We start from the raw sequence: 21806 nt of genomic DNA, 5'->3' as shown, positions 1-21806 counted from the left end.
GCCGAGCAGGCACGGCTTTGCCAGCGGGGCGGAGGGCGGCCGCCTAGTCGCCCAGCATCGTCACGGCGAGCATCAGCCCCATGCCGCACAGCACCTGCACCGGCGTCCGCAGCCGCTCGTCGCGCGCAAGACAGCGCGGAACGAGTTCCACGGCGCCGATATAGACGAACATGCCGGCGAACAGCGCCATCGCAGGGGCGAGCGCCGCATCGGGCAAGGACACCGCGAGCCCGATCAGCACCCCCGTCAGCGGTGCCGCCCCGTTCAGCGCCAGCCAGCGGAGCGCGGTGCGCCGGCGGGTCGCCTCCAGCGCCAGGCTGACCGTGTTGAGCCCGTCGGCGATGTCGTGGGTCAGCACGCCCACCGCCACCATCCAGCCGATGCCGGGGGCGATCTGAAAGGCGAGGCCCATCGCCAGCCCGTCCATCAGGCTGTGGAGCGTCAGGCTTGCCGGGGCGAGGTGCGCCCGGAGCGATCCGAAGCGCTCCAGCCCCGCGAGCACGCGCGCGAGCAGCAGATAGGCCGCCATACCTCCCGCCGCGAAGGCGAGGATGGTCCGCGCGTCATAGAGCCCTCTGCCATGCTCCAGCGCTTCGGGCAGCAGGTCGAGGAAGGCGACGCCCAGCACGATCCCTGCCGCCACGGCCAGCAGCGCCGTCATCCGCGCAGACAGGCTGAGCGCAAGCACGCCGCCCAGCAACGTGGCCAGGCTGGCGGCGATGCCGAACAGGACGGGGACGGCCCATCCGGTCACCATGTGCGCTCCTGGCGGGGCCCCGGCGGCGCGATCTTCAACGAGTGGCCCTTCGAGCGTGCATGGGTGAGTTCCGTTACAACATGCCGTGCGCGAGGCAACTACGCGAGAACGCGGCGCGACTTTCCGGTTGATGCGTTGACGGGCTTGCCGCACCTGACGGGATGGCAGCCGCCCTGCAACCGATCCCGGAATCCTTGATGACCGATCCCGACCTGCGTGATCCCGCGCCGCGCCACCGAGACGACGGAGGCTTCCAGGAGGCGCTGGATCGGCTGATCCACGAATGGGACCGCAGCAACCCGCCGGAGGCCTTTCCCGCCGGCCCGCTTGCCAGCCTGGCGGCAATCGGCGGGCTCGACCAGTTCGTCGTGCTGACCGACGAGGCAGCGGTCGACGCACTGGCTGACGCACTGACAGCGATCGGCGGCGCGGACCTGAGCCTTGGCCGCGTGTTCGAAGGGCATGTGAATGCGGTGCAGCTCGTCCACACCTATGGCGACGATGCACAGCGCGCGGCGCTGCATCGCCATCTTGCCGCCGGTCGGTGCTTTGGCGTGTGGAACACCGACCATGCCGACGGCGTCCGGCTGGTGACACACGAAAGAAGCGGCCTGCGGCTGGCCGGTGCCAAGTCGTTCGCGACGGGCGGCGGGCATATCGACCGGGCGCTGATCACCGCGCGCCGGGACGACGGCATCAAGCAGTTGGTGCTGGTGGACATCGGCGCGACGCCGGACCGCGCCGACAATCGAGGCTGGCGCGTGCGCGGCATGAAGGGGACGGTCAGCGGACGGTTCGACTTCGAGGACGTCGCGCTGGCGCCCGATGCACTGATCGGTGGGCCCGGCGATTACGAGCGCGAGCCGATGTTCACGGCCGGAGCATGGCGCTTTGCCTGCGTGCAGCAGGGCGCGGCGCAGGCGCTGCTGCGGCACTGGCGCGACCACCTTGTGCAGACGGGCAAGCGAGACGACCCGGTGCAGCGCCTCCGCTTCGGGCACAGCGTGGCCGCCACGAGGTCCGCCGCCCAGTGGGTCCGCCGCGCCGCGAAGGCCGCGGAGGCACGCACCGCCGATGCCATCCCGCTTGTCCTGATGACGCGCGGGATCGTGGAGGACGCCGCGCTCGCCACGATGGAGGGCGCTGCGCGCGCGGTCGGCACAGCGTCCTTTTTCGAGGACAGCCGGATCGACCGCATCACCCGCGACCTCGGCCTCTACCTGCGCCAGCCGGTTCCGGACCAGGCGCGGGACCGCGCAGCCGCCGCCTGGATCGATCACGATCATTGGGGCGAGCGCGGTTGGTGGTAGCGCCGGGCTGGACCGCGCGGCGCAGGCTGCTCGCCCGGTCGACGCCGCTTCCCCCCGGAGATCGGCGACAGCGACGATGGCTGATCATCGTGCCGCATCCCGACGACGAAACGCTGGGTGCCGGCGGCCTGATCGCGCGGCTGTGCAAGGACGGCGCGCCGCCCATCGTCGCCTTCCTGACCGACGGCAGCGGATCGCATGTCGGTGCGCCCGGATGGACGCGGCGCCGGATCGCGGCCCTGCGTCGTGCGGAGGCCCGCCAGGCACTTCGCGCGCTTGGCGCGTCGGTCGCTGCCCTCCAGCTTGGCTGGGGCGATGCGGCACCGCACGCAACGGACACAGCCGCGTTCAAGCGCACCGTCCGGCGCCTGGTCGCGGTCTGCCGCCGCCACCGGATCGGGCGGATCGCGGTGACCTGGCCGGGTGAGCCGCATTGCGACCATGAAGGCGCGGCGACGCTGGCCGCCGAGGTGTCCCGCGCCGCCGAGACCCACCTGTTCCATTACCTCGTCTGGGGATGGACGCAGGACGACCTGGCGGCTGCGGTCGGCCCGGCCCGTGTCCGCCGGATCGACACGCATGCGACACGCGCTCGCCAACGGCGCGCGCTGAACCTCCATCGATCGCAACTGGGCGGGCGCATCCTGGGAGGCGAGGCGTTCTGCCTGCCGCGGTCGATGCGTCGGCTCGTCGACCAGCCCGTCACCCTGCTTCTGGAGCCTCGCCATGCGCCGCGAACGATCGATCGACCCTGACTATTTCGAGGCGCTGTTCAGGGAGAAGGGCGACCCCTGGGACTTCGAAACGAGCGACTACGAGGCCGCCAAGTACGATCACACGATCGCCGCCCTGCCTCGCACGGACTATGCCGCCGCGCTCGAGGTCGGATGCGCCAACGGCGTGCTGACCCGGCGGCTGGCGCCGCTGTGTCGCGACCTATTGGCCGTGGACGTCTCGGAGACCGCGCTGGCGGCGGCGCGCGCGCGCTGCGCCGGTCTCGAGCAGGTCCGGTTCGAGCGCCGCCAGCTCCCGGCCGACCAGCCCGCCGGCCGCTTCGACCTCATGCTCCTGTCCGAGGTCGTCTATTACTGGGATGCGGACGATGTCCGGCGGATGGCGGACTATGTGGCCGATGCCGTTCGGCCCGGCGGCGACATCCTGCTGGTCCACTGGACCGGGCTGACCGACTACCCGCTGAGCGGGGATGACGCGGTCGAGCTGCTCCGCGAGAGTTTGGGCGAGCGTGTCGGGCCGCTTCACCATGACCGGCGGGAAGCGTACCGGCTCGACCTCTGGCGCCGGAGCTGACGCGCCGCGGCGTGTGGCCTTCAGCAGCGCCTGCGCCTCCTTCACCGCGGCTGGAAGGGTGCGGAACGACAGCCGGTCGCCCGGCAGCGCCCAGTGCGGCGCCAGTGCCGCCGCCATCCGGTATGTCTCGTGCAGCGGATCGTCCTCACCCTGCGCGATCCAAGTCCGGAAGGTATCGGCCATGCCGCCGGGCGCGCGACCATCCAGCCGGCAGGACGTGAACACGCGCACGTCGATCGGATGCACTACGTTGCCGCCATGCGCCCGTATGCGGTCGAACAGCGCGCGGTCCTCCGCCACCGGCGGCGTCGGCGCGCCGCCGATCGCGCGGTACATGCCGAGGCGGAGCGCGATGCTGGCGCCACCTTCGTAGAAATGGCGTGGCCAGCCCTCCGTCTCGTGCGCGTCGCCTGCCGTGCGGAGGTAGTCGGCGAGGCCGTAATAGCGGCCGAGCATGTTGAGCCGGTCGAACGCCTGCCCGCCCAGCGCCTTGCGCTCCGCCCGCCGGGTCAGCGCGCGACCGGCGACCGCATCGATGCCGCGACCGAGATGGGCGGCGTTGCGGACGATCCATGCCCCGTCCACCTCCGTGTCGGCATCGGTGGACAGCAGCAGGTCGTCCTCATGGCTGAGAACCGCGGCCGCGGCGTCAAAGGCAAGTCGCCGCGCCCAGCCGGCATGGCGGTGGCCCGGCAGCAGCGACACGGCCGTCCAGATCAGGCGCGCATGGGCGGGCCGCGCGGCCGACAGGATCTCCACCGTGCGATCGTCGCAGTCGTTGGCGACCGCGACGATGGTGGTACGGCCGGGATGGCGCGATGCCGCCTGGTCGAGGGCGGCGAGACAGGCGCCGATCGCCGCTTCCTCGTTCTTCACCGGGATGGCGACGGCGACGTTGGCGGGGTCCGCGGTTCTGGGCCTCATGCCGCCCTGCATCGGCGAGCATGGAGGCCATCGCCACCAATGATTGGTGCCGGCGGCGCAAAAACTGATCCATGATACATATAATCGATATTATTGCGGCAGCAGCTTCGGAAACTCGGCCGGAACTTCGCGCGCCAGGAAGCCGATCGGGCCGCAGGTGGTCGCGACGCGGCGGCCGCTCTGCCCATGCAGCCACACGCCCCAGCCGGCCGCGATCAGCGGGCTGGCGCCGCGCGACAGCAGCCCGGCGATCGCGCCCGCCAGCACGTCGCCCGACCCGCCCGTCGCCAGCCCCGTGCCGCCGCCGCCATAGTGGAGCAGCGCGCCGTCGGGCGCCGCCACCATGGTGTCGCTGCCCTTCAGGACGACCACGGCGCCGTAGGTTCGCGCCACCGTCCGCGCATGGCTGGCCGGATCGGCGGCAATGGCGTCCACCTCCGCGCCGGTCAGCGCCGCCATCTCGCCATGATGCGGGGTGATCAGCAACCGGCCGGCGAAGGGTTTGAGCGCCTCCGCACGGTCCCGCAGCGCCGCGATCGAAAGCGCATCGACGACCAGCAGGGCTTCGGATTCGGCGCACCGGAGGACCGCTTCGGTTGCCCGGGCAGCGGCGGCTGGATCACCGATGCCCGGGCCCACCACCACGGCGTCGCAGCTGTTGAGCGCCGACACGAGTGCATCGCCCGGATCGGCAAGTTCGCCGCCATCATCCTCGGGCAGGCCGATCGAACCGCCTTCCGGAACCAGCAGGCCGAGCATCAGCGCGACCGAGCGGACGGTCGCCATCTGCAGCTTGCCCGCGCCGACGCGCAACGCCGCCTCACCCGTCAGCCGCAGGGCGCCCGGCACCATCCGCGATCCACCAACCGCGAGCACACGGCCGCGACTGTTCTTGGTGGTGCCGACCTTGTGGACGGGCGCGGGATTGGCAGCAATCCAGCCGCTGTCGATGGCGGTCGCGTCCCGGCTCATCCGCGGATCCCCCCGGCGCGGTCGGGCTCCGCCGTGACCTCCGCATCGGCCGCGCGCTCCAGGTGGTCGGTGGCGTTGTAGCGGACCAGCCGGAGCCCGCCGCCGGCCGGATCACGGCGGTATTCAGTGACCGAGCAGTTGGCGACGTCGCCCTCGGCATCGATCGCGAGGATCTCGTCTTCCGTCAGCTCCTCGATGATGTAGCGCATGCACAGGACCACGACCTGATGCGCGACGATCATGACGCGCTGGTCGGCGTGACGGATGGCGACCGTGTCCAGGAGCGAGCGCAGGCGGAAGATCACGTCGCACCAGCTCTCCCCGCCCGGCGGCCGGTGGTAGAATTTGCCGAGCAGCCGCCGGAACTCCGCCTGTTCAGGGTAGACGGCAGTGACGCCGCGCGTGGTCAGCCCGTCGAGGATGCCGAACTCCTTCTCCCGCAGTCGTTCGTCGATGCGGAGCGGGAGGTCGCTCCCGCCATCCAACGCGCCCGTGATGCGGCCGGCGGTCTGGAGGGCACGGCGATAGGGGGAGACGAGGATGACCTCCGGCCGGTCCTCCGCATTCGCCCGCGCCACATGGGCGCCGAGTGCGGCGGCCTGATCCTCGCCGAGCGGCGACAAGGGGATGTCGACGTCGCGTGCGGCCAGATCGATGCGGTCGAGCCCGCTCTCGTGCGCGCGGTCGCGGGCGACGTTGCCGGCGCTCTCGCCGTGGCGAACCAGCCAGATCCTGCTCGGCCCCGTGGCCCCGTCCTTCGGCATCGTCCCTCCCGGTCAAGCGCCGGTCAACGAACGGTTTCCTTCAAACGATCCGGCAGCGTCTCCCGAAAGGCGCGGCCGAGCGCGAGCCACCTGTTCAGAACGCCAAAGGCTCCGCCGTCGGCCGTACCAGAACGGGACAGGATGCACCTGCGCGTTCGGGAACATTTGCCAGCGCGGCGGCTTGTCGGGTGCAAAACAAGGAGAGGACTTGCTTTGGCGACCAGGCACCGGGGCATTGCCGCGAGACGGCCGACCGCGACCATATCGAACGAATATTGCTACCGCTGCGGCGATCATGCGCCGCAGCCAGACGGCTATCAGGCGCGGCTGGTGATCATCTGCGACACCTGCTCCCGAAATGGACCGGGTCGCAAAAGCTGATCCACGGCTCCGGACATGAAAAGGGGCGCGATCCGGCCGGACCGCGCCCCTTTTTCAAAGAGCATTCCAAGAAGGCGATCAGCCCTCCGTGCGCGGGTCCCGACGCTCCGCGATGCGGGCCGACTTGCCGGTGCGGCCACGCAGATAATAGAGCTTGGCACGACGCACGGCACCGCGGCGAACCACCTCGATCGAATCGATGTTCGGCGAGTAAAGCGGGAACACGCGCTCCACACCCTCGCCGAAGCTGATCTTGCGGACCGTGAAGCTCGACCCCATGCCCTTGTTGGCGCGGGCGATGCACACGCCCTCATAGGCCTGGACGCGGGTGCGCTCGCCCTCGACCACCTTCACGCCGACGCGCAGCGTGTCGCCGGGGCGGAACTCGGGGATCTGCTTGGTGCTGTTGAACTGCTCGATCGCCTCGGCTTCGAGCTGCTGGATCAGGTTCATGTCGTCGCCTCAATCATCATGCCGCGCGCCAGAGGGCGACCCGACCCGAGCGCCGACGTGGCGCTCCCAAAGGTCCGGCCGCCTTAGCCGTGTATCGGTCTCGGCCATCGACTTGCGCCAGGCCGCGATCCGCGCATGATCCCCCGATCGCAGCACTTCGGGGATCAAGCGCCCTTCCCAGTCAACGGGTCGGGTATAATGCGGGTGTTCGAGCAGCCCGTTTTCGAAGCTCTCGTCATCCCCGCTGGAAGCCGCGCCCATTACGCCGGGGAGCAGGCGGATGCAAGCGTCCAGGAGAACCAGCGCCCCCATCTCCCCACCCGACAGCACATAGTCGCCGATCGAGACCGGCTCCACATTCCGCCCGTCGAACAGACGCTCGTCGAACCCCTCGAAACGACCGCAGACGAGGACGACCCCCGGCCCAGCCGCCAGCGACCGCACCCGCGCCTGCGACAAGGGCGCCCCCCGCGGGCTGAGCGCCAGTCGCGGGCGGCCGTCCGCCGGCACAGCGTCCAGCGCGCGGGCCAGCACGTCGACGCGCAGCACCATGCCCGCCCCGCCCCCGGCCGGCGTGTCATCCACGGTGCGGTGACGATCCGTGGCATGATCACGGATCTGCACCGTGTCCATCGACCAGCGCCCCTCGGCGAGCGCGCGTCCGGCGATGCTGTGCCCCAAGGGGCCGGGAAACATGTCGGGGTAGAGCGTGAGCACGGTCGCAGCGAAGCTCATGGCGCGGCATGTCCCCAGCGACCCTCGATCATCCAGGCGACGCACAGCGCCGGGAGCGTGGCGACGAGGCTGATGATGAAGCTGAACAGGACAATCACCAGCTGCCAGCCGCGCGCATCGGGCGCGGTCGCGTTCCAGTCGACATAGGTGATGATCAGAACCAGCCATGTCAGCAGGGCCGGCACCGTCGTGCTGGCCCCGATCCGCGATCCGACCTGCCAGCGCAGCAGCGGCCCGGTCACGCCCCAGGTGGCGGCCGCCACCACGATAACACTGATCAACCAGGCTAACATGAGCATGAGCCTTCTCCCGGGTTGCTCGTTACCGGCACCGGTTCCACAGCGCCAGTGAAGCAGAAGGGGAAGCGAAACGGTGGAAGACTGCATCGTCATCGGGGGCGGCCCGGCCGGCTTGACCGCTGCGCTCTACCTCGCCCGGTTCCATCTGAAGGTCCGGCTGTTCGACAGCGGCGACGCCCGCATCGACTGGATCCCGCGGACCAACAATGTCGCTGGCTATGCCGATGGGATCGCCGGCCGCGAGCTGCGGCAGCGGATGCGCGACCATGCCACGCGTTATGGCGTCCAGGTGGAGGATGCCGAGGTGACGTCGCTGTCGGTCGGTGACGAGGGATTCAGCGCCGGAGTTGCGGGAATGACCGTTGCGGCGCGCGCCGTGCTGCTGGCGACGGGTGTGGTCAACCACCAGCCCGATGTGGCCGACGGCCGGCATGACGAGGCGCTGGCCCGCCACCTGCTGCGCTATTGCCCGGTGTGCGATGGCTTCGAGGTGACGGACAAGCGCGTCGGCGTGTTCGGGACGGGCGAACGCGGGGTGAAGGAAGCGATGTTCCTGCGCGGCTTCACCGCCGACCTGACCCTGCTGCCGCCGGCCGATGGACACCGCCTGAGCGACAACGAGCGCGCGGCCCTTGCCGCCGCCGGCATCGCCGTTGCCGACGGGCGAGGCGCGCCGCTGGTCATCGACGGTGATCGCATCGTGGCGCCGACCGGCGACATGTCACTTGCGTTCGACAGCATCTATCCCGCACTTGGCTCGACCATCCGGTCGACGCTCGCGATCGCGGCGGGTGCGGTCGCCAGCGAGGACGGCTGCATGGAAGTGAGCGACCATCAGGAAACCAGCGTCCCCAACCTGTTCGCCGCCGGTGACGTCGTCTACGGCCTCGACCAGATCGCCAGCGCCATGGGTCAGGCGGCGGTGGCGGCGACCACCATCCGCAACCGGCTTTCGGAGGAACGCCCACTTCGCCGCTGAATGCTTCCCTTGGTGGCCCGCGGGCCCCATAGCCGGAGGATCGGCACGGAGGGGAGCGGCATGAACGAGGCGCGGCGCGCGGAGGAGCAGGAACAGGGCGGCGACACCAGCTACCTACGGCGCGTCGTCGGCGCATCGATGGCCGGCACCGTGGTCGAATGGTACGAGTTCTTCCTGTACGGCACGGCGGCCACGCTGGTCTTCGGCCGGCTGTTCTTCCCCGCCACCGGAAACGAGCTGGACGGCATCATCGCGGCCTTTGCGACCTATGCCGTCGGCTTCATTGCGCGCCCGCTGGGCGGCATCATCTTCGGCCATATCGGCGACAAGGTCGGCCGCAAGTCGCTGCTCCAGTTCAGCCTGGTGCTGATCGGGCTGTCGACCTTCCTGATGGGATGTTTGCCGACCTTCGCCACCATCGGGTACTGGGCGCCCGCGCTGCTGGTGCTGCTGCGCTTCCTCCAGGGCTTCGCGCTCGGCGGCGAATGGGGCGGCGCCGTGCTGCTGGTGACGGAACACAGCCCCAACCGCAGCCGCGGCTTCTGGGGAAGCTTTCCGCAGGCGGGCGTGCCGATCGGCAACCTCCTGGCGACCGTCGTGCTGCTGGTGCTGTCGGCGACGCTGAGCGAAGCGGACTTCCTGGCCTGGGGCTGGCGAGTCGGGTTCTGGCTGTCGGTCGTGATCGTCGGCATCGGCTACTACATCCGCACACAGGTGAGCGATTCACCCATCTTCAAGGCGGCGCGCGCGGCGGCCGAGCACCGTGCGGACGAAGGCTATGGCCTGGTGGAGGTGTTCCGGCGATACCCGCGCGGCGTGTTCACGGCAATGGGCCTGCGGTTCGGCGAGAACATCCTCTACTACATGGTCGTCACCTTCTCGATCACCTACCTGGACCACCGCGACATCGACACGACGCGGATCCTGTCGCTGCTGTTCGTCGCCAACATCGTACAGGTGCTGGCGATCCCACTCGCGGGCGGCTGGGCGGACCGGATCGGTCGGCGGCCGGTGTACTTGATGGGGGCGGCCGGCGCGATGATCTGGCCTTTTGTCGCCTTTCCGCTGTTCGATACCGGCGCAACGGGCGCGATCCTGGCCGCGATCGTCCTGGGGTTGAGCGTCCACGCGCTGATGTACGCGGCGCAGCCCGCGATCATGACCGAGATGTTCCCGACACGGATGCGCTATTCGGGTGTCTCGCTCGGCTACCAGGTGACGGCGATCGTGGCAGGCAGCTGGGCGCCGCTGGTCGGCACGGCGCTGCTGCGCGGCTATGACAGCTGGACGCCGATCGCGGTCTATATCCTTGCGGCAGGTGCGGTGAGCCTGGGGTCGGCGCTGGTGATGCGGGAGACCAAGAATAGCTCCTTGGTGGACCTCGACCGGGCCGATGCGCGGCTGACCGCCTAGTCCGCCGCGAAGGGGGCGGCGACGACCAGCCGTTCCGCCGACCATTCGGGGACGGCGTCGGGCATCATCGGCACCATGAAGCGCTTGCCCGTGGGCCGCTCGATCTCGATGACGTCGCCTGCCCCGAAATTGTCGACGGCGACGACATGGCCCAGCGGCTCACCGCCGTCGGTGGCGGCAGGCAGGCCGATCAGGTCGGCATGATAATATTCGCCGGGCTCCAGCGGCGGCAGCGCCGCCCGGTCCACGGTCAGCGTCAAGCCGCGCAGTGCCTCCGCCGCATCGCGGGTGGAGACGCCCGCCACCCGCACAACGGCGGTCTTGCCGCCGGGGCGGACGCCGGTCAGCCGATGCGGCGTGCCGCCGATGTCGACGGCAGCGAAGCGGGCGAGATCGTCGGTGAACAGCTTCACCTTGATCTCGCCCGAAACCCCATGGGCACCCGCGACCGCCGCGAGCACGATGGCGCGCGCGGACGGCGGGACCTCAGCCGACGGGCGAACCGTCGTCGCCTTCGGGGGCTTCGTCGCCGCCTTCGGCCGGCTTGGTCGCCGACTGCCCGCCGGTATAGTCTTGGTCGGCGGCTCGCTGCTTGCGCTCATCGTCCGGGCTGCCTGGTGCGGGCTTCTTCTGGTCGCTCATGTTCGGCTCCTGTGACGGTGACGCGTTGTCCAACGCGCCGGCCGTCAGCAGGTGCCCGACGGGTGTCAGGCGTCAGCCGTCTCGGCCGGCGTCTCGGCCGGGGCGTTGGCTGCCTCGGCTGCCTCGGCGGCCTTGGCGGCACGCTCCTCGGCGCGCTCCTTGGCCTTCTCGCCCGGCTCGGCCTTCTTCGGGTTGTTGCGCTGGGCACGCTCCTTCACGCCGGCCGCATCCAGGAAGCGGGCGACGCGGTCGGTCGGCTGCGCGCCGTTCGACAGCCAGTGCTTCGCACGCTCGGCATCGAGCACCACGCGCTTCTCGTCTTCCTTGCCGAGCAGCGGGTTGTAGCTGCCCAGCCGCTCGATGAAGCGGCCGTCGCGCGGGGAGCGCGAGTCCGCCACCACGATGCGGTAATAGGGACGCTTCTTGGAGCCGCCACGCGACAGCCGGATGGAAAGTGCCATTGTTCGCTTATCCTTGCAGTTGATCGTTGAGCTTATTTCTTCAGGAACTTGTCGAAGCCGGGCGGGAGGCCGCCGGCACCGGCGCCGGGCAACCCGGGCAGGCCGCCGAGACCGCCCGCCCCGCCCATGCCGCCCGCGCCACCACCGCCGCCGCCGAGCAGGCCGCCAAGGCCACCCATGCCGCCGCCGCCCTTGCCGAACATCGCGGCCAGGCCTTTCAGCCCGCCCATCTTCTTCAGCTTCTTCATGGCGCCGGCCATCTCCTGGTGCATCTTCAGGAGCTTGTTGACCTCCTGCACCGTAGTGCCGCTGCCCTTGGCGACGCGGATCTTGCGCTTGGCGTTGACGATCTCGGGCTTGGCGCGCTCCTTGGCCGTCATCGACGAGATGATCGCGTCCATGCGGATCAGCATCTTGTCGTCGGTGGCACCTGCGGCCGCGGCCTGCGCCTTCTTGAGGCCCGGGATCATGCCGGCCAGCGCGCCGAGCCCGCCCATGCGGCGCATCTGCTCAAGCTGGGCGCGCAGGTCGTTCAGGTCGAACTGGCCCTTCGCCATCTTGGCGGCGAGCTTTTCCGCCTCGTCCTGCTTGATCGTCTCGGCCGCGCGCTCGACCAGGCTGACGACGTCGCCCATGCCGAGGATGCGGCCGGCGACGCGTTCCGGATGGAAGGCTTCGAGCTGGTCGAGCTTCTCGCCCACGCCGGCGAATTTGATCGGTCGGCCGGTCACCGCGCGCATCGACAGCGCCGCACCGCCGCGCGCGTCGCCGTCCATGCGGGTCAGCACCACGCCGGTCAGCGGCACCTGATCGCTGAAGTTCTTGGCGACGTTGACCGCGTCCTGGCCGGTCAGGCTGTCGACCACCAGCAGGATCTCGTCCGGCGTGGCGGTGTCCGCCACCGCCTTCATCTCGTCCATCAGCGCCTGATCGACGTGGAGACGACCGGCGGTGTCGAGCATCAGCACGTCGAAGCCCTGGAGCTTTGCCGCCTGCATGGCGCGGCGCGCGATCTCCACCGGCTGCTGGCCGGGAACGATCGGCAGGGTCGCGACCTTCACCTGCTCGCCGAGCACGGCCAGCTGCTGCTGCGCGGCCGGGCGCTGGACGTCCAGGGACGCCATCAGCACCTTCTTGCGCTCACGCTCCGCCAGGCGGCGCGCGATCTTGGCGGTGCTGGTGGTCTTGCCGCTGCCCTGCAGGCCGACCATCATCACCACCGCCGGCGGCGTAACGCCCAGCTCAAGCTGCGACTGGTCCGCGCCGAGCATCTCCACGAGCGCGTCGTGGACGATCTTGACGACCTGCTGCCCCGGCGTGATCGAGCGGAGCACCTCCGCACCCACCGCACGCTCGGCCACCTTGTCGACGAAATCGCGCACAACTGGCAGCGCGACATCGGCTTCGAGAAGCGCGATCCGCACCTCCCGCATGGCCGCGCGCACGTCCGCCTCCGAAAGCGCGCCGCGGCCGCGCAGGCGGTCGAACACGCCGCCCAGTCGTTCGCTCAAGCTTTCGAACATGCCCGCACCTTCGTTCCATTGTCCCGGGAACAATGCGGCCGACGCCAAAAACGCCGGTGGGCGAAACCTCGCCGACCGGCGTCGCCAGGTCCATCCCGGACCCGACGTCGACTGCATCTTCCCATGGGGACGACGCCGGAGCCCATAGCGGCATCCGCCGTCCGTCGCAAGCAGGGGCGACACCGCCGCCCTTTAACGCCTTGTATACGCACGCCATGCGACACCCGCCCCATCCAGTATCAGGCAGGCGGGCGGTTGGCGCGATGTTGAACGTTGAGGTTGAAACCGCGCCGGCCAAGCGCTCGCCCTTCCGCAATGCGCGGGTGGACCTCGTCACCGGCGGCATCACCATCGCCGCGATCATCATGTTCGCCGGCACCGGCGCGCCCGTGGTCGCCAAATCCGTGGAGTCGCTCCTGGGCGGCGGCGCGGGCGCGGACCGGCTGCTGACCACGGCGCTGATCCTCAACATCGCGCTCGTCCTGTTCGGCTGGCGCCGCTATGCCGACCTCCAGCGCGAGGTGGGCGAGCGCGCGGCCGCGGAGGCACGCGCGAACGAGCTTGCCTCCATCGACCCGTTGACCGGCTTCCTCAATCGCCGCTCGCTCGCCGACCATGGCGAGCAGTTCGTGGCGCGCGCGGCGCAGCGCGGCCAGGGCGTGGCGCTGTTGATGCTCGACCTCGACAACTTCAAGACGGTCAACGACCTGAACGGCCATGCGATCGGCGATGCCGCGCTGGTGATCGCCGCCAACGTGATCAAGGCGTCGGTGCCCGCCGGAACCGTGTGCGGCCGCCTGGGCGGCGACGAGTTCGCCTGCATGGTCGCGTTCGATGGCCAATCGGAACTGGTCGACAAGGTCGCCGACGCCATCGTCACCAACCTGTCGGAGCCCTGCGACGCCGGCGGCGTGCAGCTGCACCTGACCGCATCGCTCGGCATCGCGCGGATGGAAGCACGCAGCGACACGGTGGATGCGCTGATGCGCCGCGCCGACATCGCGATGTATGTGTCCAAGCAGCGCGGGCGCAACCGCTTCAGCTGGTTCGATCCGTCGATGGAGCGCGAGCTGCAGACCCGCAACGCGATCGAGACCGGCATCCGCGAAGGCATCCCCGCCGGCCAGTTCGTCCCCTTCTACGAACAGCAGGTGGATCTGGCGACCGGCCGTATCCATGGCTTCGAGATGCTCGCGCGCTGGAACCATCCGGAACTGGGGCTGGTGTCGCCCGACATGTTCATCCCGATCGCCGAGGAAGCCGGCATGATCGGCGACCTGTCGCTGTCGATCATGCGGCAGGCCTTTGCCGAGGCTCGCAACTGGGCGCCCGAGCTGACCCTGTCGGTCAACATCTCACCGTCGCAGCTGAAGGATCCCTGGCTGGCGCAGAAGATCGTGAAGCTCCTGGTCGAGACAGGCTTCCCGCCCAACCGGCTGGAGGTGGAGATCACCGAAAGCGCCCTGTTTGAAAATCTGGGCCTTGCCCAGTCGATCGTCGGGTCGCTGAAGAACCAGGGAATCCGCATCGCGCTGGACGACTTCGGCACCGGCTATTCCAGCCTCGCTCACCTGCGCGCGCTGCCGTTCGACCGGATCAAGATCGACCGCAGCTTCGTGTCGTCGATCAACGAGAACCAGGAAAGCGCCGCCATCGTCAACGCCATCACGCGTCTTGGCGACAGCCTGGGCCTGCCGATCACCGCGGAGGGGATCGAGGACCATGTCATCGAGGAGCGCATGAAGGACATGGGCGCGCTGAAGGGCCAGGGCTGGCGCTTCGGCAAGCCGATGGGCGTGGAGCAGGTCCGGGCATTGCTCGCCGACCAGAATCTGCTGCCCGCCGCCCGCGCGCCCGAGCCGGACGAGGAGCCGGAGGCGACCCGCCGCCGCGCGGGTTAGAAGGTCGCGCCCGGCTGCGCCATGAACGCGGCTTCCTCGGGCGTCGTGTCTCGACCGAGCGCATCGTTGCGCTGGGGAAAGCGGCCGAACCGTTCGATCTGCTCCAGGTGACGCCGGGCGAAGTCGAGCGCCTGGGGATTGTCGACCTGCTCGAACAGCCGCACGCCGCGGCGCTGATCGGCCTCGTCCTCGGAGTGCATGAACGGCATGTAGAGGAACTGGCGCTCCTCCCCGCTCATCGCCGCGTCCCAGCCACGTTCCAGCGCCAGCCGCGTCAGGCCGATCGCGATCGGATCGGCGGCAAAGGCGCGGGCATCGCCGCGGAACAGGTTGCGGGAGAACTGATCCAGCAGAATGATCGCCGCGAGCGTCGTGCGGCCGTCCGCGCGCCATGGCTCCGGATCCTTCAGCACCGCCTCGCGCAGCGCGGCGAACCGGTCGCGGATCTGCGTGTCGAGCGCGTCATCCTTGGCGAAGCGCTTGTCCGCCGGCACCTCGTCCAGCCAGAAGCGGATCACGCGTTCGGCCTCCGCATGGACTTGCACGCCGCCGCTTCCTAGATCGTCCGCCATGCGCTTCGCATTCCACAAGATGCACGGGCTCGGCAACGACTTCGTGGTGATCGATGCGCGATCGGCGCCGGTCGTCATCGACGCGGGTGTCGCGCGGGGCATCTGCGACCGGCGGCAGGGAATCGGGTGCGACCAGCTGATCCTGATCGAAGCAGCGGACGGCGCCGACGCCGCGATGCGGATCTGGAACCCGGACGGCAGCGAGGCGGGAGCCTGCGGCAATGCGAGCCGGTGCGTGGCCATGCTGCTGGGCGATGGCGCGGCCATCGACACGCCGGGCGGGCGGATCACCGCGCGCGTGGCCGGCGACCTGATCGAGATCGACATGGGCCTGCCGCGCTTCCACTGGGAAGCGGTGCCCCTCGCCTACCCGCTGGACACGCTGGACGTTCCCGTCGGCTGGGGCGATCTGGGGCACGGCACCGCGCTCAGCGTCGGGAACCCGCACATCGTGTTCTTCGTGGCCGAGGACGCCGAGGTCGACCTGGCGACGCTCGGCCCGCTCATCGAACATGACGCCCTTTTCCCGGAGCGGATCAACGTCGGCGTCGCCCGCGTCACCGGTTCGTCCGCCATCCGGCTGGACGTGTGGGAGCGTGGTGCGGGGCTGACCCGCGCCTGCGGCACCGGTGCGTGCGCGGCGGCCGTGGCGGCCGTGCGCCGCCGCCTGGTCAACGGGCCGGTCACGGTCACGCTTCCCGGCGGCGACCTGGAGATCGACTGGACGCCGGGAACCAGCATCCGGATGCGCGGGCCGGCGACCCATGTCTTCACCGGCGAGGCAGACCTGGGCGCCTTCGCGTGACAACCGTCGCCACGCTGGGGTGCCGGCTCAACATCGCGGAGAGCGAGGCGATCCGCGCGATGCTGCCGGACAGGTCCGACCTTGTCGTGGTCAATGGCTGCGCGGTGACGGCAGAAGCGGTGCGGCAAACCGGCAGGACCGTGCGCCGGCTCCGCCGCGAGCGGCCGGACGACCGGCTGGTGCTGACTGGCTGTGCGGCGCAGCTGGAACCGGATCGCTTCGCCGCGATGCCGGAGGTGGATGCTGTTGTCGGCAATGTCGGGAAGCTCGATCCGCAAAGCTACGCGCCGGGCGCGCCGCGCGTGCGGGTGTCGGGCGTGATCGACGTGATGCGGACCGCGCCTCATCTGACCGCTGCCTTTTCCGAACAATCACGCGCCTTTGTGGAGGTGCAGACCGGGTGCGACCATCGCTGCACCTTCTGCATCATCCCGTTCGCGCGCGGGGACAGCCGGTCGCTGCCCGCCGGCGCGATCGTCGACATGGTCGCGCGGCTGGTGGACGCGGGACACGGCGAGATCGTGCTGACCGGCGTCGACCTCACCAGCTATCAGGATGACGGGCTGCGGCTGGGCGACCTGATCGAGGCGATCCTGGCGGGCGTGCCCGGGCTGTCGCGATTGCGCCTGTCGTCGATCGATCCGGCCGAGATCGACGACCGGCTGTTCGCGCTGCTTGCGGGCGAGGCGCGCGTGATGCCGCATCTTCACCTGTCGGCGCAGGCCGGCGATGACATGATCCTGAAGCGGATGAAGCGGCGGCACCGCCGCGCGGACATGATCCGGCTGGTCGACCGGCTGCGCGCGACGCGCTCGGCGCTGACGGTCGGCGCGGACCTGATCGCCGGCTTCCCGACGGAGAACGACGCGATGGCGGCAAACAGCCTCTCCTTGATCGCCGAAGCCGGGATCGCCTTTGCCCATGTCTTCCCCTACTCGCCGCGCCCGGGCACCCCGGCCGCGCGGATGCCGCAGGTCGCGCCCGGCGTGGCGAAGGCGCGCGCGGCGGCGCTGCGGGCGGCGTCCGCCAACGTGCGGGCCGCCATGCTCGACCGGCTGGTGGGCACGCGCCAGTCGATGCTGGTTGAGCGCAGCGGCCTGACCGGCCATGGAGAGGGCTTTGCCGCCTTTCGCCTGCTGTCGCCGCAGCCGGCCGGCACCATTCTCACCGTCGTGCCGCGTCGGCGGGACGGCGACACCCTGATCGTGGAGGCCGAATGACCGACAATCGCTGGCAGGACCGGCTGTTCGGCGGCTTTCGCCGCACGTCCGAACGGCTGACCGACAACCTCACCGGGCTGTTCACGCGCAGCACGCTCGACCGGCAGACGCTGGACGAGATCGAGGAAGCGCTGATCGTCTCCGACCTTGGCCCCGCCACCGCCGCGCGCGTGCGCGACCGGCTCGAGGACCAGCGGTTCGAGCGCGGCCTCGATGAGGCCGGCGTGCGGCAGGTGGTGTCGGACGAGATCGTGAAGGTGCTGGGGCCGGTCGCCGCCCCGCTGGAGATCGACGCCTTTCCACGTCCACAGGTGATCCTGGTGATCGGCGTCAACGGATCGGGCAAGACCACCACGATCGCCAAGCTCGCCCGCCTGTTCCTGGAACAGGATTACGGCGTGATGCTGGCGGCCGGCGACACCTTCCGCGCCGCCGCCATCGGGCAGCTGAAGGTCTGGGCGGAGCGGATCGGCGTGCCCATCATGGCCGGGCCGGAAGGCGGGGATGCCGCCGGCATCGTGTGGGATGCGGTGAAGCAGGCGACCGCCACCGGCATCGACGTGCTGATCGTCGACACGGCCGGCCGCCTCCAGAACAAGCGCGAGCTGATGGACGAGCTTGCCAAGATCCGCCGCGTGCTCGGCCGCCTCAACCCGCAGGCGCCCCACGACGTGGTGCTCGTTCTGGATGCCACCACCGGGCAGAACGCGCTCAACCAGATCGAGGTGTTCAAGGAAGTGGCCGGTGTGACCGGCCTGGTTATGACAAAGCTCGACGGCACCGCGCGCGGCGGCGTGCTGGTCGCCGCGGCCGAAAAGTTTGGCCTGCCGATCCATGCGATCGGCGTCGGCGAAGGAATGGACGACCTGAAGCCGTTCGATCCCGCCGAACTCGCCGAGGCGATCGCGGGCGCAAAGCCGGCCGCCTGAAGCGGCAGGCTTTTCAGGACTGGTTTGCCTGCACCTTCGCTGAGAAATTCCGACAGCATGAAAGTTGGCCGGGCGCGTTCCGCTAGAGATGCATTGAGCGATCCTGGCGGCAACCGCGGCATCGGGAGAGCGTTGACGAGGCGAACGCTTCCCTCGACTTCCCCGTTACGGACGGGCAGGACCCCGCCCCATGACCACTGCCGATCCCTCGCCCCGCGCGCCCATGTCCACCGGCCTCAGGCTGGCGGTGGATTATGGTCCGCTGGTGATCTTCTTTGCCACCAACCAGCTGGCGCCGGGCGCGCTTCATATTCAGCGCGTGCTGACGGCCACCGCCGCCTTCATGCTGGCGCAGATGGCGGCCATCGCGGTCAGCTGGTGGGTCGAACGGCGCGTGCCGCCGATGCTGTGGATCACGGGTGCGCTGGTGCTGGCCTTCGGCGCGCTCACCTTCCTGTTTCGTGACGAGCGCTTCATCCAGATGAAGCCGACCTTCGTGTACCTGCTGTTCGCCGGCACGCTGGGCATCGGGCTGATGACCGGCCGGCCCATGCTGAAGATGCTGCTGGACACCACCTACCCCGGACTGACGGACCTCGGCTGGCGCAAGCTCACCCGCAACTGGACGCTGTTCTTCCTGGCGATGGCCATCCTGAACGAGATCGTCTGGCGCTCCACCAACTTCGATTTCTGGGTGGGCTTCAAGCTGTGGGGCGCGATCCCGCTGACGCTGGTGTTCGTGCTCGCCAATATCCCGATGCTGCTGAAGAACGGCCTCGCCGACCCGACCGATCCGATCGCAAAGCCGCCGGCCGAGGGATGAGCGCCCCCGCACCAGATCCGCTGGTCGACGAGAACGGACGGCGCTGGCCACCCCTCGATCCCGTCAGGACGGGCGTTCTCGGGAGGTGCCCACGCTGCGGTCAGGGCCGGCTGTTCAAGGGGTTCCTGACGTTGGCCGACCGGTGCGGCGTGTGCGGGCTCGACTACAGCTATGCCGATCCGGCGGACGGGCCGGCGGTGTTCGTGCAGCTGTTCGCGTGCGTGCCGGGCGTCGTCTTCATCCTGATGCTGCAGGTGATCGCCGATCCGCCCTGGTGGGTGCACCTGCTGGTGAGCGTCCCCGTGCTGGCTCTGAGCACGGTCCTGCCGCTGCGCCCGCTCAAGGGCTGGCTGGTCGCGAGCCAGTTCTTCTACCGCGCGCGGGAAGGCCGGATCGTTCGAGATTGAGGGCGGCCTTTGTGCCGCCGCAATCCCGATAGACATCGGTGGCGGAAAGGAACCGTCATGAGCGCCGCCATCGCATTGCTGATGCAAATGTCGCTGGCGAACCCGCCGCCCGACCTCGCCAGCTTTGACCTCAAGGACGTGGCGCGTCCGGCGGCGGCCGATTGCACCCGGGCGACGCTTCAACCGAACGAGATCCTCGTCTGCGCCCGCCGGGCCGCGCCGCCGCTCGATGACGGGCGCTACAGCCAGGAAGCGCTGTTGCCGCGCGCCGAGATCGGCGTGGGCGGGGCGCGCCTGTCGGTCGATGCCGAACAGGCGACGCTCTCCCGCGGGGAGACCAGCCAGCGCGCGATGGTGCGGCTGAGAATCCCCTTCTAGGCCGCGGCGCCCCCAACGTGGGAGCGTCGCGCGCCCGTCAGCCCGCGACCGCGGCGTAGCGCTCGCCGACCTTGTCCCAGTCGACCACGTCCCACCACGCCTTCAGATAGGCGCCGCGATCGTTGCGGTAGGTGAGATAATAGGCATGCTCCCACACGTCGTTGCCGAGCAGCGGCGTGCCGCGATCGGCCACCACGTCCATCAGCGGATTGTCCTGGTTGGGTGTGGAGGTGACCTTCAGCCTGCCGTCGGCATCGGCGATCAGCCAGGCCCAGCCGGAGCCGAACTGCCCCGCGCCCTTCGTGTTGAATTCCTCCTTCAGCTTGTCCAGCGAGCCGAAGTCGCGGTCGATCGCGTCCTTCAGTGCGCCCGACGGCCGGCCGCCGCCCTTCTTCATGGTGTTCCAGAAGAAGTCGTGGTTCCAGAAGCCGCCACCATTGTTGCGGACCGCCGCCGGGGCGGAGGAGATGTTGCCGAGGATCTCCTCGATCGACTTGCCCTGAAGGCTCTGGTCCTTCTCGACCGCCTCGTTGAGCTTGTCGGTATAGGCCTTGTGATGCTTGTCGTGGTGGAACGTCATCGTTTCCTTGTCGATGGTCGGCTCCAGCGCGTCGTAGTCATAAGGAAGCGGGGGCAGTTCGAACGCCATGAGGCATCTCCTCGAGGGTTGATGACGGATGAAGCCCTAACGCACGTCAGCGGGGTGGGACGCAAGTCGGGAACGACGTTCTTTATATGTTCCGTCGATCGCGCTATCCTTGGGCATGGACTCGGGCCGAGAGCATGAGCTGCGTGCCGGGCGCGGCGCGCCGACCAACCGCACGCCGTCGCGCTTCGGCCTCGCCGCACGCGACGCGGACGGCGACTGGCTGGATGAGCGCGACCTGATCGATGGGCGGGCGCCACCGCTGCGCACCACCGTCACGGTGGAATCGCCGAAAACCATCATCAGCCGCAACCAGTCCCCCGACGTTCCGTTCGACCGCTCGGTGAATCCCTATCGCGGGTGCGAGCATGGCTGCGTCTACTGCTTTGCGCGACCGACCCATGCCTATCACGACCTGTCGCCCGGACAGGATTTCGAAAGCCGGCTGTTTGCAAAGCCCGATGCGCCGGCGCTCCTCCGGGCGGAGCTTGGCAAGCGCGGCTATGAGTGCCGGCCGCTGGCCTTCGGCACCAACACCGATCCCTATCAGCCGATCGAGCGTGACTGGCGCATCACCCGCGCATGCCTGGAGGTGCTGCGCGAGTGCCGGCACCCGATCACCATCACCACCAAGTCTGCGCGCGTGCTTGACGATCTGGATCTGATCGCCGGTATGGCGGCGGACGGGCTTGCCGCCGTGATGATGTCGGTCACCTCGCTCGACCCCGCCATCGCCCGCACGCTGGAGCCGCGCGCGTCGCACCCCGAAAAGCGGCTGGCGGCGGTGGAGGCGCTGGTCGCGGCGGGGGTACCGACCTTTGTGTCGATCGCGCCCGTCATCCCGCACGTCACCGATCATGAGATCGAGGCGATCGTGGCGCGCGCCGGCGCGGCGGGGGCGCGCGGTGTGTTCTTCATGCCCGTGCGTCTGCCGCACGAGGTCGCCCCGCTGTTTCGCGACTGGCTGGCGGCGCATCATCCGGAACGCGCGGGCAAGGTGATGGCCACGGTTCGGTCGATCCGCGGCGGGCGCGACAACGATCCCAACTTCTTTACGCGCATGCAGGGGCAAGGGCCATGGGCGGACCTGATCCGCGCGCGGTTCCGCATCGCGTGCGTCAAGGCCGGGATCGACAACCGCCGCATCCAGCTTCGCTGCGACCTGTTCCGCCCGCCGGCGGGCGATCAGCTCCGACTGTTCTGA

The 21806-nt window shown here is 69.5% G+C and carries 25 protein-coding genes and 1 pseudogene; 13 read left to right on the top strand and 13 right to left on the bottom strand.

Annotated elements, in window-relative coordinates:
• Positions 1 to 43: 43 nt before the first annotated feature.
• Positions 44 to 757, bottom strand: a complete 714-nt coding sequence (locus GGR88_RS04290; protein ID WP_167953315.1) for a ZIP family metal transporter — start codon at positions 755 to 757, stop codon at positions 44 to 46.
• 197 nt (positions 758 to 954) lie between these two features.
• On the opposite strand from GGR88_RS04290, the gene GGR88_RS04285 reads away from it, so the two are divergent.
• The 3 genes from GGR88_RS04285 (at position 955) to GGR88_RS04275 (ending at position 3375) form a co-directional block, all read left to right on the top strand.
• Positions 955 to 2067, top strand: coding sequence for an acyl-CoA dehydrogenase family protein (locus GGR88_RS04285; RefSeq protein WP_167953313.1), 1113 nt, complete (start codon positions 955 to 957; stop codon positions 2065 to 2067).
• Positions 2068 to 2156: 89 nt separating this feature from the next.
• Positions 2157 to 2822 carry a PIG-L family deacetylase gene (locus tag GGR88_RS04280; RefSeq protein WP_167953311.1) on the top strand — a complete coding sequence of 222 codons (666 nt, stop codon included), beginning with the start codon at positions 2157 to 2159 and terminating at the stop codon, positions 2820 to 2822.
• A complete protein-coding gene (locus GGR88_RS04275; RefSeq protein WP_167953309.1) occupies positions 2794 to 3375 on the top strand; it encodes an SAM-dependent methyltransferase in 582 nt (193 codons plus the stop codon). Before GGR88_RS04280 ends, GGR88_RS04275 begins: the two co-directional genes overlap by 29 nt.
• A 504-nt stretch (positions 3376 to 3879) precedes the next feature.
• Here GGR88_RS04275 and GGR88_RS15650 read toward each other — a convergent pair.
• The 6 genes and pseudogenes from GGR88_RS15650 to GGR88_RS04250 form a co-directional block, all read right to left on the bottom strand.
• A pseudogene (locus GGR88_RS15650) lies at positions 3880 to 4299 on the bottom strand (glycosyltransferase family 2 protein); the annotation flags it as partial.
• Positions 4300 to 4389: 90 nt separating this feature from the next.
• Positions 4390 to 5271: an NAD(P)H-hydrate dehydratase gene (locus GGR88_RS04270; protein WP_167953307.1), complete on the bottom strand. Its 882-nt coding sequence runs from the start codon at positions 5269 to 5271 to the stop codon at positions 4390 to 4392.
• A complete protein-coding gene (locus GGR88_RS04265; RefSeq protein WP_167953305.1) occupies positions 5268 to 6035 on the bottom strand; it encodes a histidine phosphatase family protein in 768 nt (255 codons plus the stop codon). Before GGR88_RS04265 ends, GGR88_RS04270 begins: the two co-directional genes overlap by 4 nt.
• 459 nt (positions 6036 to 6494) lie before the next feature.
• Positions 6495 to 6869: a 50S ribosomal protein L19 gene (gene rplS / locus GGR88_RS04260; protein ID WP_167953303.1), complete on the bottom strand. Its 375-nt coding sequence runs from the start codon at positions 6867 to 6869 to the stop codon at positions 6495 to 6497.
• Positions 6870 to 6878: 9 nt separating this feature from the next.
• Positions 6879 to 7604, bottom strand: a complete 726-nt coding sequence (gene trmD, locus GGR88_RS04255) for a tRNA (guanosine(37)-N1)-methyltransferase TrmD (protein WP_167953301.1) — start codon at positions 7602 to 7604, stop codon at positions 6879 to 6881.
• Positions 7601 to 7885 (bottom strand): hypothetical protein, encoded by a 285-nt coding sequence (locus GGR88_RS04250; RefSeq protein WP_167953299.1) that lies wholly within the window; start codon positions 7883 to 7885, stop codon positions 7601 to 7603. The genes trmD and GGR88_RS04250 overlap by 4 nt, the downstream gene beginning before the upstream one ends.
• A 91-nt stretch (positions 7886 to 7976) precedes the next feature.
• Between GGR88_RS04250 and GGR88_RS04245 the strand changes: the two genes are divergently transcribed.
• On the top strand, positions 7977 to 8882 hold the full coding sequence (locus tag GGR88_RS04245; RefSeq protein WP_167953297.1) for an FAD-dependent oxidoreductase: 906 nt from the start codon (positions 7977 to 7979) through the stop codon (positions 8880 to 8882).
• A gap of 60 nt (positions 8883 to 8942) precedes the next feature.
• Positions 8943 to 10295 carry an MFS transporter gene (locus GGR88_RS04240; protein ID WP_167953295.1) on the top strand — a complete coding sequence of 451 codons (1353 nt, stop codon included), beginning with the start codon at positions 8943 to 8945 and terminating at the stop codon, positions 10293 to 10295.
• On the opposite strand, the gene rimM is transcribed toward GGR88_RS04240, so the two are convergent.
• The 4 genes from rimM to ffh all read right to left on the bottom strand — a co-directional run bounded on the left by rimM (position 10292) and on the right by ffh (position 12921).
• Complete coding sequence (gene rimM, locus GGR88_RS04235) at positions 10292 to 10756, bottom strand: ribosome maturation factor RimM (protein WP_342449714.1); 465 nt, start codon at positions 10754 to 10756, stop codon at positions 10292 to 10294. The two genes, GGR88_RS04240 and rimM, sit on opposite strands and share 4 nt — an antisense overlap.
• 25 nt (positions 10757 to 10781) lie before the next feature.
• Entirely contained in the window at positions 10782 to 10937 is a 156-nt protein-coding gene (locus GGR88_RS15035; RefSeq protein WP_209023364.1) for a hypothetical protein, read from the bottom strand.
• Between the two features lie 65 nt (positions 10938 to 11002).
• Complete coding sequence (rpsP, locus tag GGR88_RS04230; RefSeq protein ID WP_167953291.1) at positions 11003 to 11398, bottom strand: 30S ribosomal protein S16; 396 nt, start codon at positions 11396 to 11398, stop codon at positions 11003 to 11005.
• A gap of 32 nt (positions 11399 to 11430) precedes the next feature.
• Positions 11431 to 12921, bottom strand: a complete 1491-nt coding sequence (ffh, locus tag GGR88_RS04225; RefSeq protein ID WP_167953289.1) for a signal recognition particle protein — start codon at positions 12919 to 12921, stop codon at positions 11431 to 11433.
• Positions 12922 to 13184: 263 nt separating this feature from the next.
• Here ffh and GGR88_RS04220 point away from each other — a divergent pair, with 263 nt between their 5' ends.
• Positions 13185 to 14822 (top strand): putative bifunctional diguanylate cyclase/phosphodiesterase, encoded by a 1638-nt coding sequence (locus GGR88_RS04220; RefSeq protein WP_209023188.1) that lies wholly within the window; start codon positions 13185 to 13187, stop codon positions 14820 to 14822.
• Here GGR88_RS04220 and GGR88_RS04215 read toward each other — a convergent pair.
• Positions 14819 to 15394 carry a DUF924 family protein gene (locus tag GGR88_RS04215; RefSeq protein ID WP_167953287.1) on the bottom strand — a complete coding sequence of 192 codons (576 nt, stop codon included), beginning with the start codon at positions 15392 to 15394 and terminating at the stop codon, positions 14819 to 14821. The genes GGR88_RS04220 and GGR88_RS04215 overlap by 4 nt on opposite strands.
• Here GGR88_RS04215 and dapF point away from each other — a divergent pair.
• The 6 genes from dapF to GGR88_RS04185 all read left to right on the top strand — a co-directional run bounded on the left by dapF (position 15393) and on the right by GGR88_RS04185 (position 19956).
• Positions 15393 to 16199: a diaminopimelate epimerase gene (gene dapF / locus GGR88_RS04210; RefSeq protein ID WP_167953285.1), complete on the top strand. Its 807-nt coding sequence runs from the start codon at positions 15393 to 15395 to the stop codon at positions 16197 to 16199. The genes GGR88_RS04215 and dapF overlap by 2 nt on opposite strands.
• Positions 16196 to 17419, top strand: a complete 1224-nt coding sequence (mtaB, locus tag GGR88_RS04205) for a tRNA (N(6)-L-threonylcarbamoyladenosine(37)-C(2))-methylthiotransferase MtaB (protein ID WP_167953283.1) — start codon at positions 16196 to 16198, stop codon at positions 17417 to 17419. Before dapF ends, mtaB begins: the two co-directional genes overlap by 4 nt.
• Positions 17416 to 18348, top strand: a complete 933-nt coding sequence (ftsY, locus tag GGR88_RS04200; RefSeq protein ID WP_167953281.1) for a signal recognition particle-docking protein FtsY — start codon at positions 17416 to 17418, stop codon at positions 18346 to 18348. The genes mtaB and ftsY overlap by 4 nt, the downstream gene beginning before the upstream one ends.
• A gap of 190 nt (positions 18349 to 18538) precedes the next feature.
• Positions 18539 to 19171: a septation protein A gene (locus tag GGR88_RS04195; protein ID WP_167953279.1), complete on the top strand. Its 633-nt coding sequence runs from the start codon at positions 18539 to 18541 to the stop codon at positions 19169 to 19171.
• The gene (locus tag GGR88_RS04190; protein ID WP_167953277.1) at positions 19168 to 19578 is read left to right on the top strand and encodes a DUF983 domain-containing protein; all 411 of its coding nucleotides are present in this window, start codon (positions 19168 to 19170) and stop codon (positions 19576 to 19578) included. Before GGR88_RS04195 ends, GGR88_RS04190 begins: the two co-directional genes overlap by 4 nt.
• A gap of 57 nt (positions 19579 to 19635) precedes the next feature.
• On the top strand, positions 19636 to 19956 hold the full coding sequence (locus GGR88_RS04185) for a hypothetical protein (RefSeq protein ID WP_167953275.1): 321 nt from the start codon (positions 19636 to 19638) through the stop codon (positions 19954 to 19956).
• 37 nt (positions 19957 to 19993) lie between these two features.
• Here the strand turns inward: GGR88_RS04185 and GGR88_RS04180 are convergent, their stop codons facing one another.
• On the bottom strand, positions 19994 to 20605 hold the full coding sequence (locus GGR88_RS04180) for a superoxide dismutase (RefSeq protein ID WP_167953273.1): 612 nt from the start codon (positions 20603 to 20605) through the stop codon (positions 19994 to 19996).
• Between the two features lie 115 nt (positions 20606 to 20720).
• Between GGR88_RS04180 and GGR88_RS04175 the strand changes: the two genes are divergently transcribed.
• The gene (locus tag GGR88_RS04175) at positions 20721 to 21806 is read left to right on the top strand and encodes a PA0069 family radical SAM protein (RefSeq protein WP_167953271.1); all 1086 of its coding nucleotides are present in this window, start codon (positions 20721 to 20723) and stop codon (positions 21804 to 21806) included.

The sequence above is a fragment of the Sphingomonas jejuensis genome (assembly GCF_011927695.1).
In the GTDB taxonomy this organism is placed as follows: Bacteria; Pseudomonadota; Alphaproteobacteria; order Sphingomonadales; family Sphingomonadaceae; genus Sphingomonas_K; species Sphingomonas_K jejuensis.
This window is presented reverse-complemented; position numbering and strand designations above follow the sequence as displayed.

Bases quoted from the DNA above. Each gene is read 5' to 3' on its own strand.
- GGR88_RS04290 (WP_167953315.1), bottom strand. From the start codon at position 757: ATGGTGACCGGATGGGCCGTCCCCGTCCTGTTCGGCATCGCCGCCAGC.
- GGR88_RS04285 (WP_167953313.1), top strand. From the start codon at position 955: ATGACCGATCCCGACCTGCGTGATCCCGCGCCGCGCCACCGAGACGAC.
- GGR88_RS04275 (WP_167953309.1), top strand. From the start codon at position 2,794: ATGCGCCGCGAACGATCGATCGACCCTGACTATTTCGAGGCGCTGTTC.
- GGR88_RS04270 (WP_167953307.1), bottom strand. From the start codon at position 5,271: ATGAGCCGGGACGCGACCGCCATCGACAGCGGCTGGATTGCTGCCAAT.
- GGR88_RS04265 (WP_167953305.1), bottom strand. From the start codon at position 6,035: ATGCCGAAGGACGGGGCCACGGGGCCGAGCAGGATCTGGCTGGTTCGC.
- rplS (WP_167953303.1), bottom strand. From the start codon at position 6,869: ATGAACCTGATCCAGCAGCTCGAAGCCGAGGCGATCGAGCAGTTCAAC.
- trmD (WP_167953301.1), bottom strand. From the start codon at position 7,604: ATGAGCTTCGCTGCGACCGTGCTCACGCTCTACCCCGACATGTTTCCC.
- GGR88_RS04240 (WP_167953295.1), top strand. From the start codon at position 8,943: ATGAACGAGGCGCGGCGCGCGGAGGAGCAGGAACAGGGCGGCGACACC.
- GGR88_RS15035 (WP_209023364.1), bottom strand. From the start codon at position 10,937: ATGAGCGACCAGAAGAAGCCCGCACCAGGCAGCCCGGACGATGAGCGC.
- rpsP (WP_167953291.1), bottom strand. From the start codon at position 11,398: ATGGCACTTTCCATCCGGCTGTCGCGTGGCGGCTCCAAGAAGCGTCCC.
- ffh (WP_167953289.1), bottom strand. From the start codon at position 12,921: ATGTTCGAAAGCTTGAGCGAACGACTGGGCGGCGTGTTCGACCGCCTG.
- GGR88_RS04220 (WP_209023188.1), top strand. From the start codon at position 13,185: ATGTTGAACGTTGAGGTTGAAACCGCGCCGGCCAAGCGCTCGCCCTTC.
- dapF (WP_167953285.1), top strand. From the start codon at position 15,393: ATGCGCTTCGCATTCCACAAGATGCACGGGCTCGGCAACGACTTCGTG.
- GGR88_RS04215 (WP_167953287.1), bottom strand. From the start codon at position 15,394: ATGGCGGACGATCTAGGAAGCGGCGGCGTGCAAGTCCATGCGGAGGCC.
- ftsY (WP_167953281.1), top strand. From the start codon at position 17,416: ATGACCGACAATCGCTGGCAGGACCGGCTGTTCGGCGGCTTTCGCCGC.
- GGR88_RS04195 (WP_167953279.1), top strand. From the start codon at position 18,539: ATGACCACTGCCGATCCCTCGCCCCGCGCGCCCATGTCCACCGGCCTC.
- GGR88_RS04190 (WP_167953277.1), top strand. From the start codon at position 19,168: ATGAGCGCCCCCGCACCAGATCCGCTGGTCGACGAGAACGGACGGCGC.
- GGR88_RS04185 (WP_167953275.1), top strand. From the start codon at position 19,636: ATGAGCGCCGCCATCGCATTGCTGATGCAAATGTCGCTGGCGAACCCG.
- GGR88_RS04180 (WP_167953273.1), bottom strand. From the start codon at position 20,605: ATGGCGTTCGAACTGCCCCCGCTTCCTTATGACTACGACGCGCTGGAG.
- GGR88_RS04175 (WP_167953271.1), top strand. From the start codon at position 20,721: ATGGACTCGGGCCGAGAGCATGAGCTGCGTGCCGGGCGCGGCGCGCCG.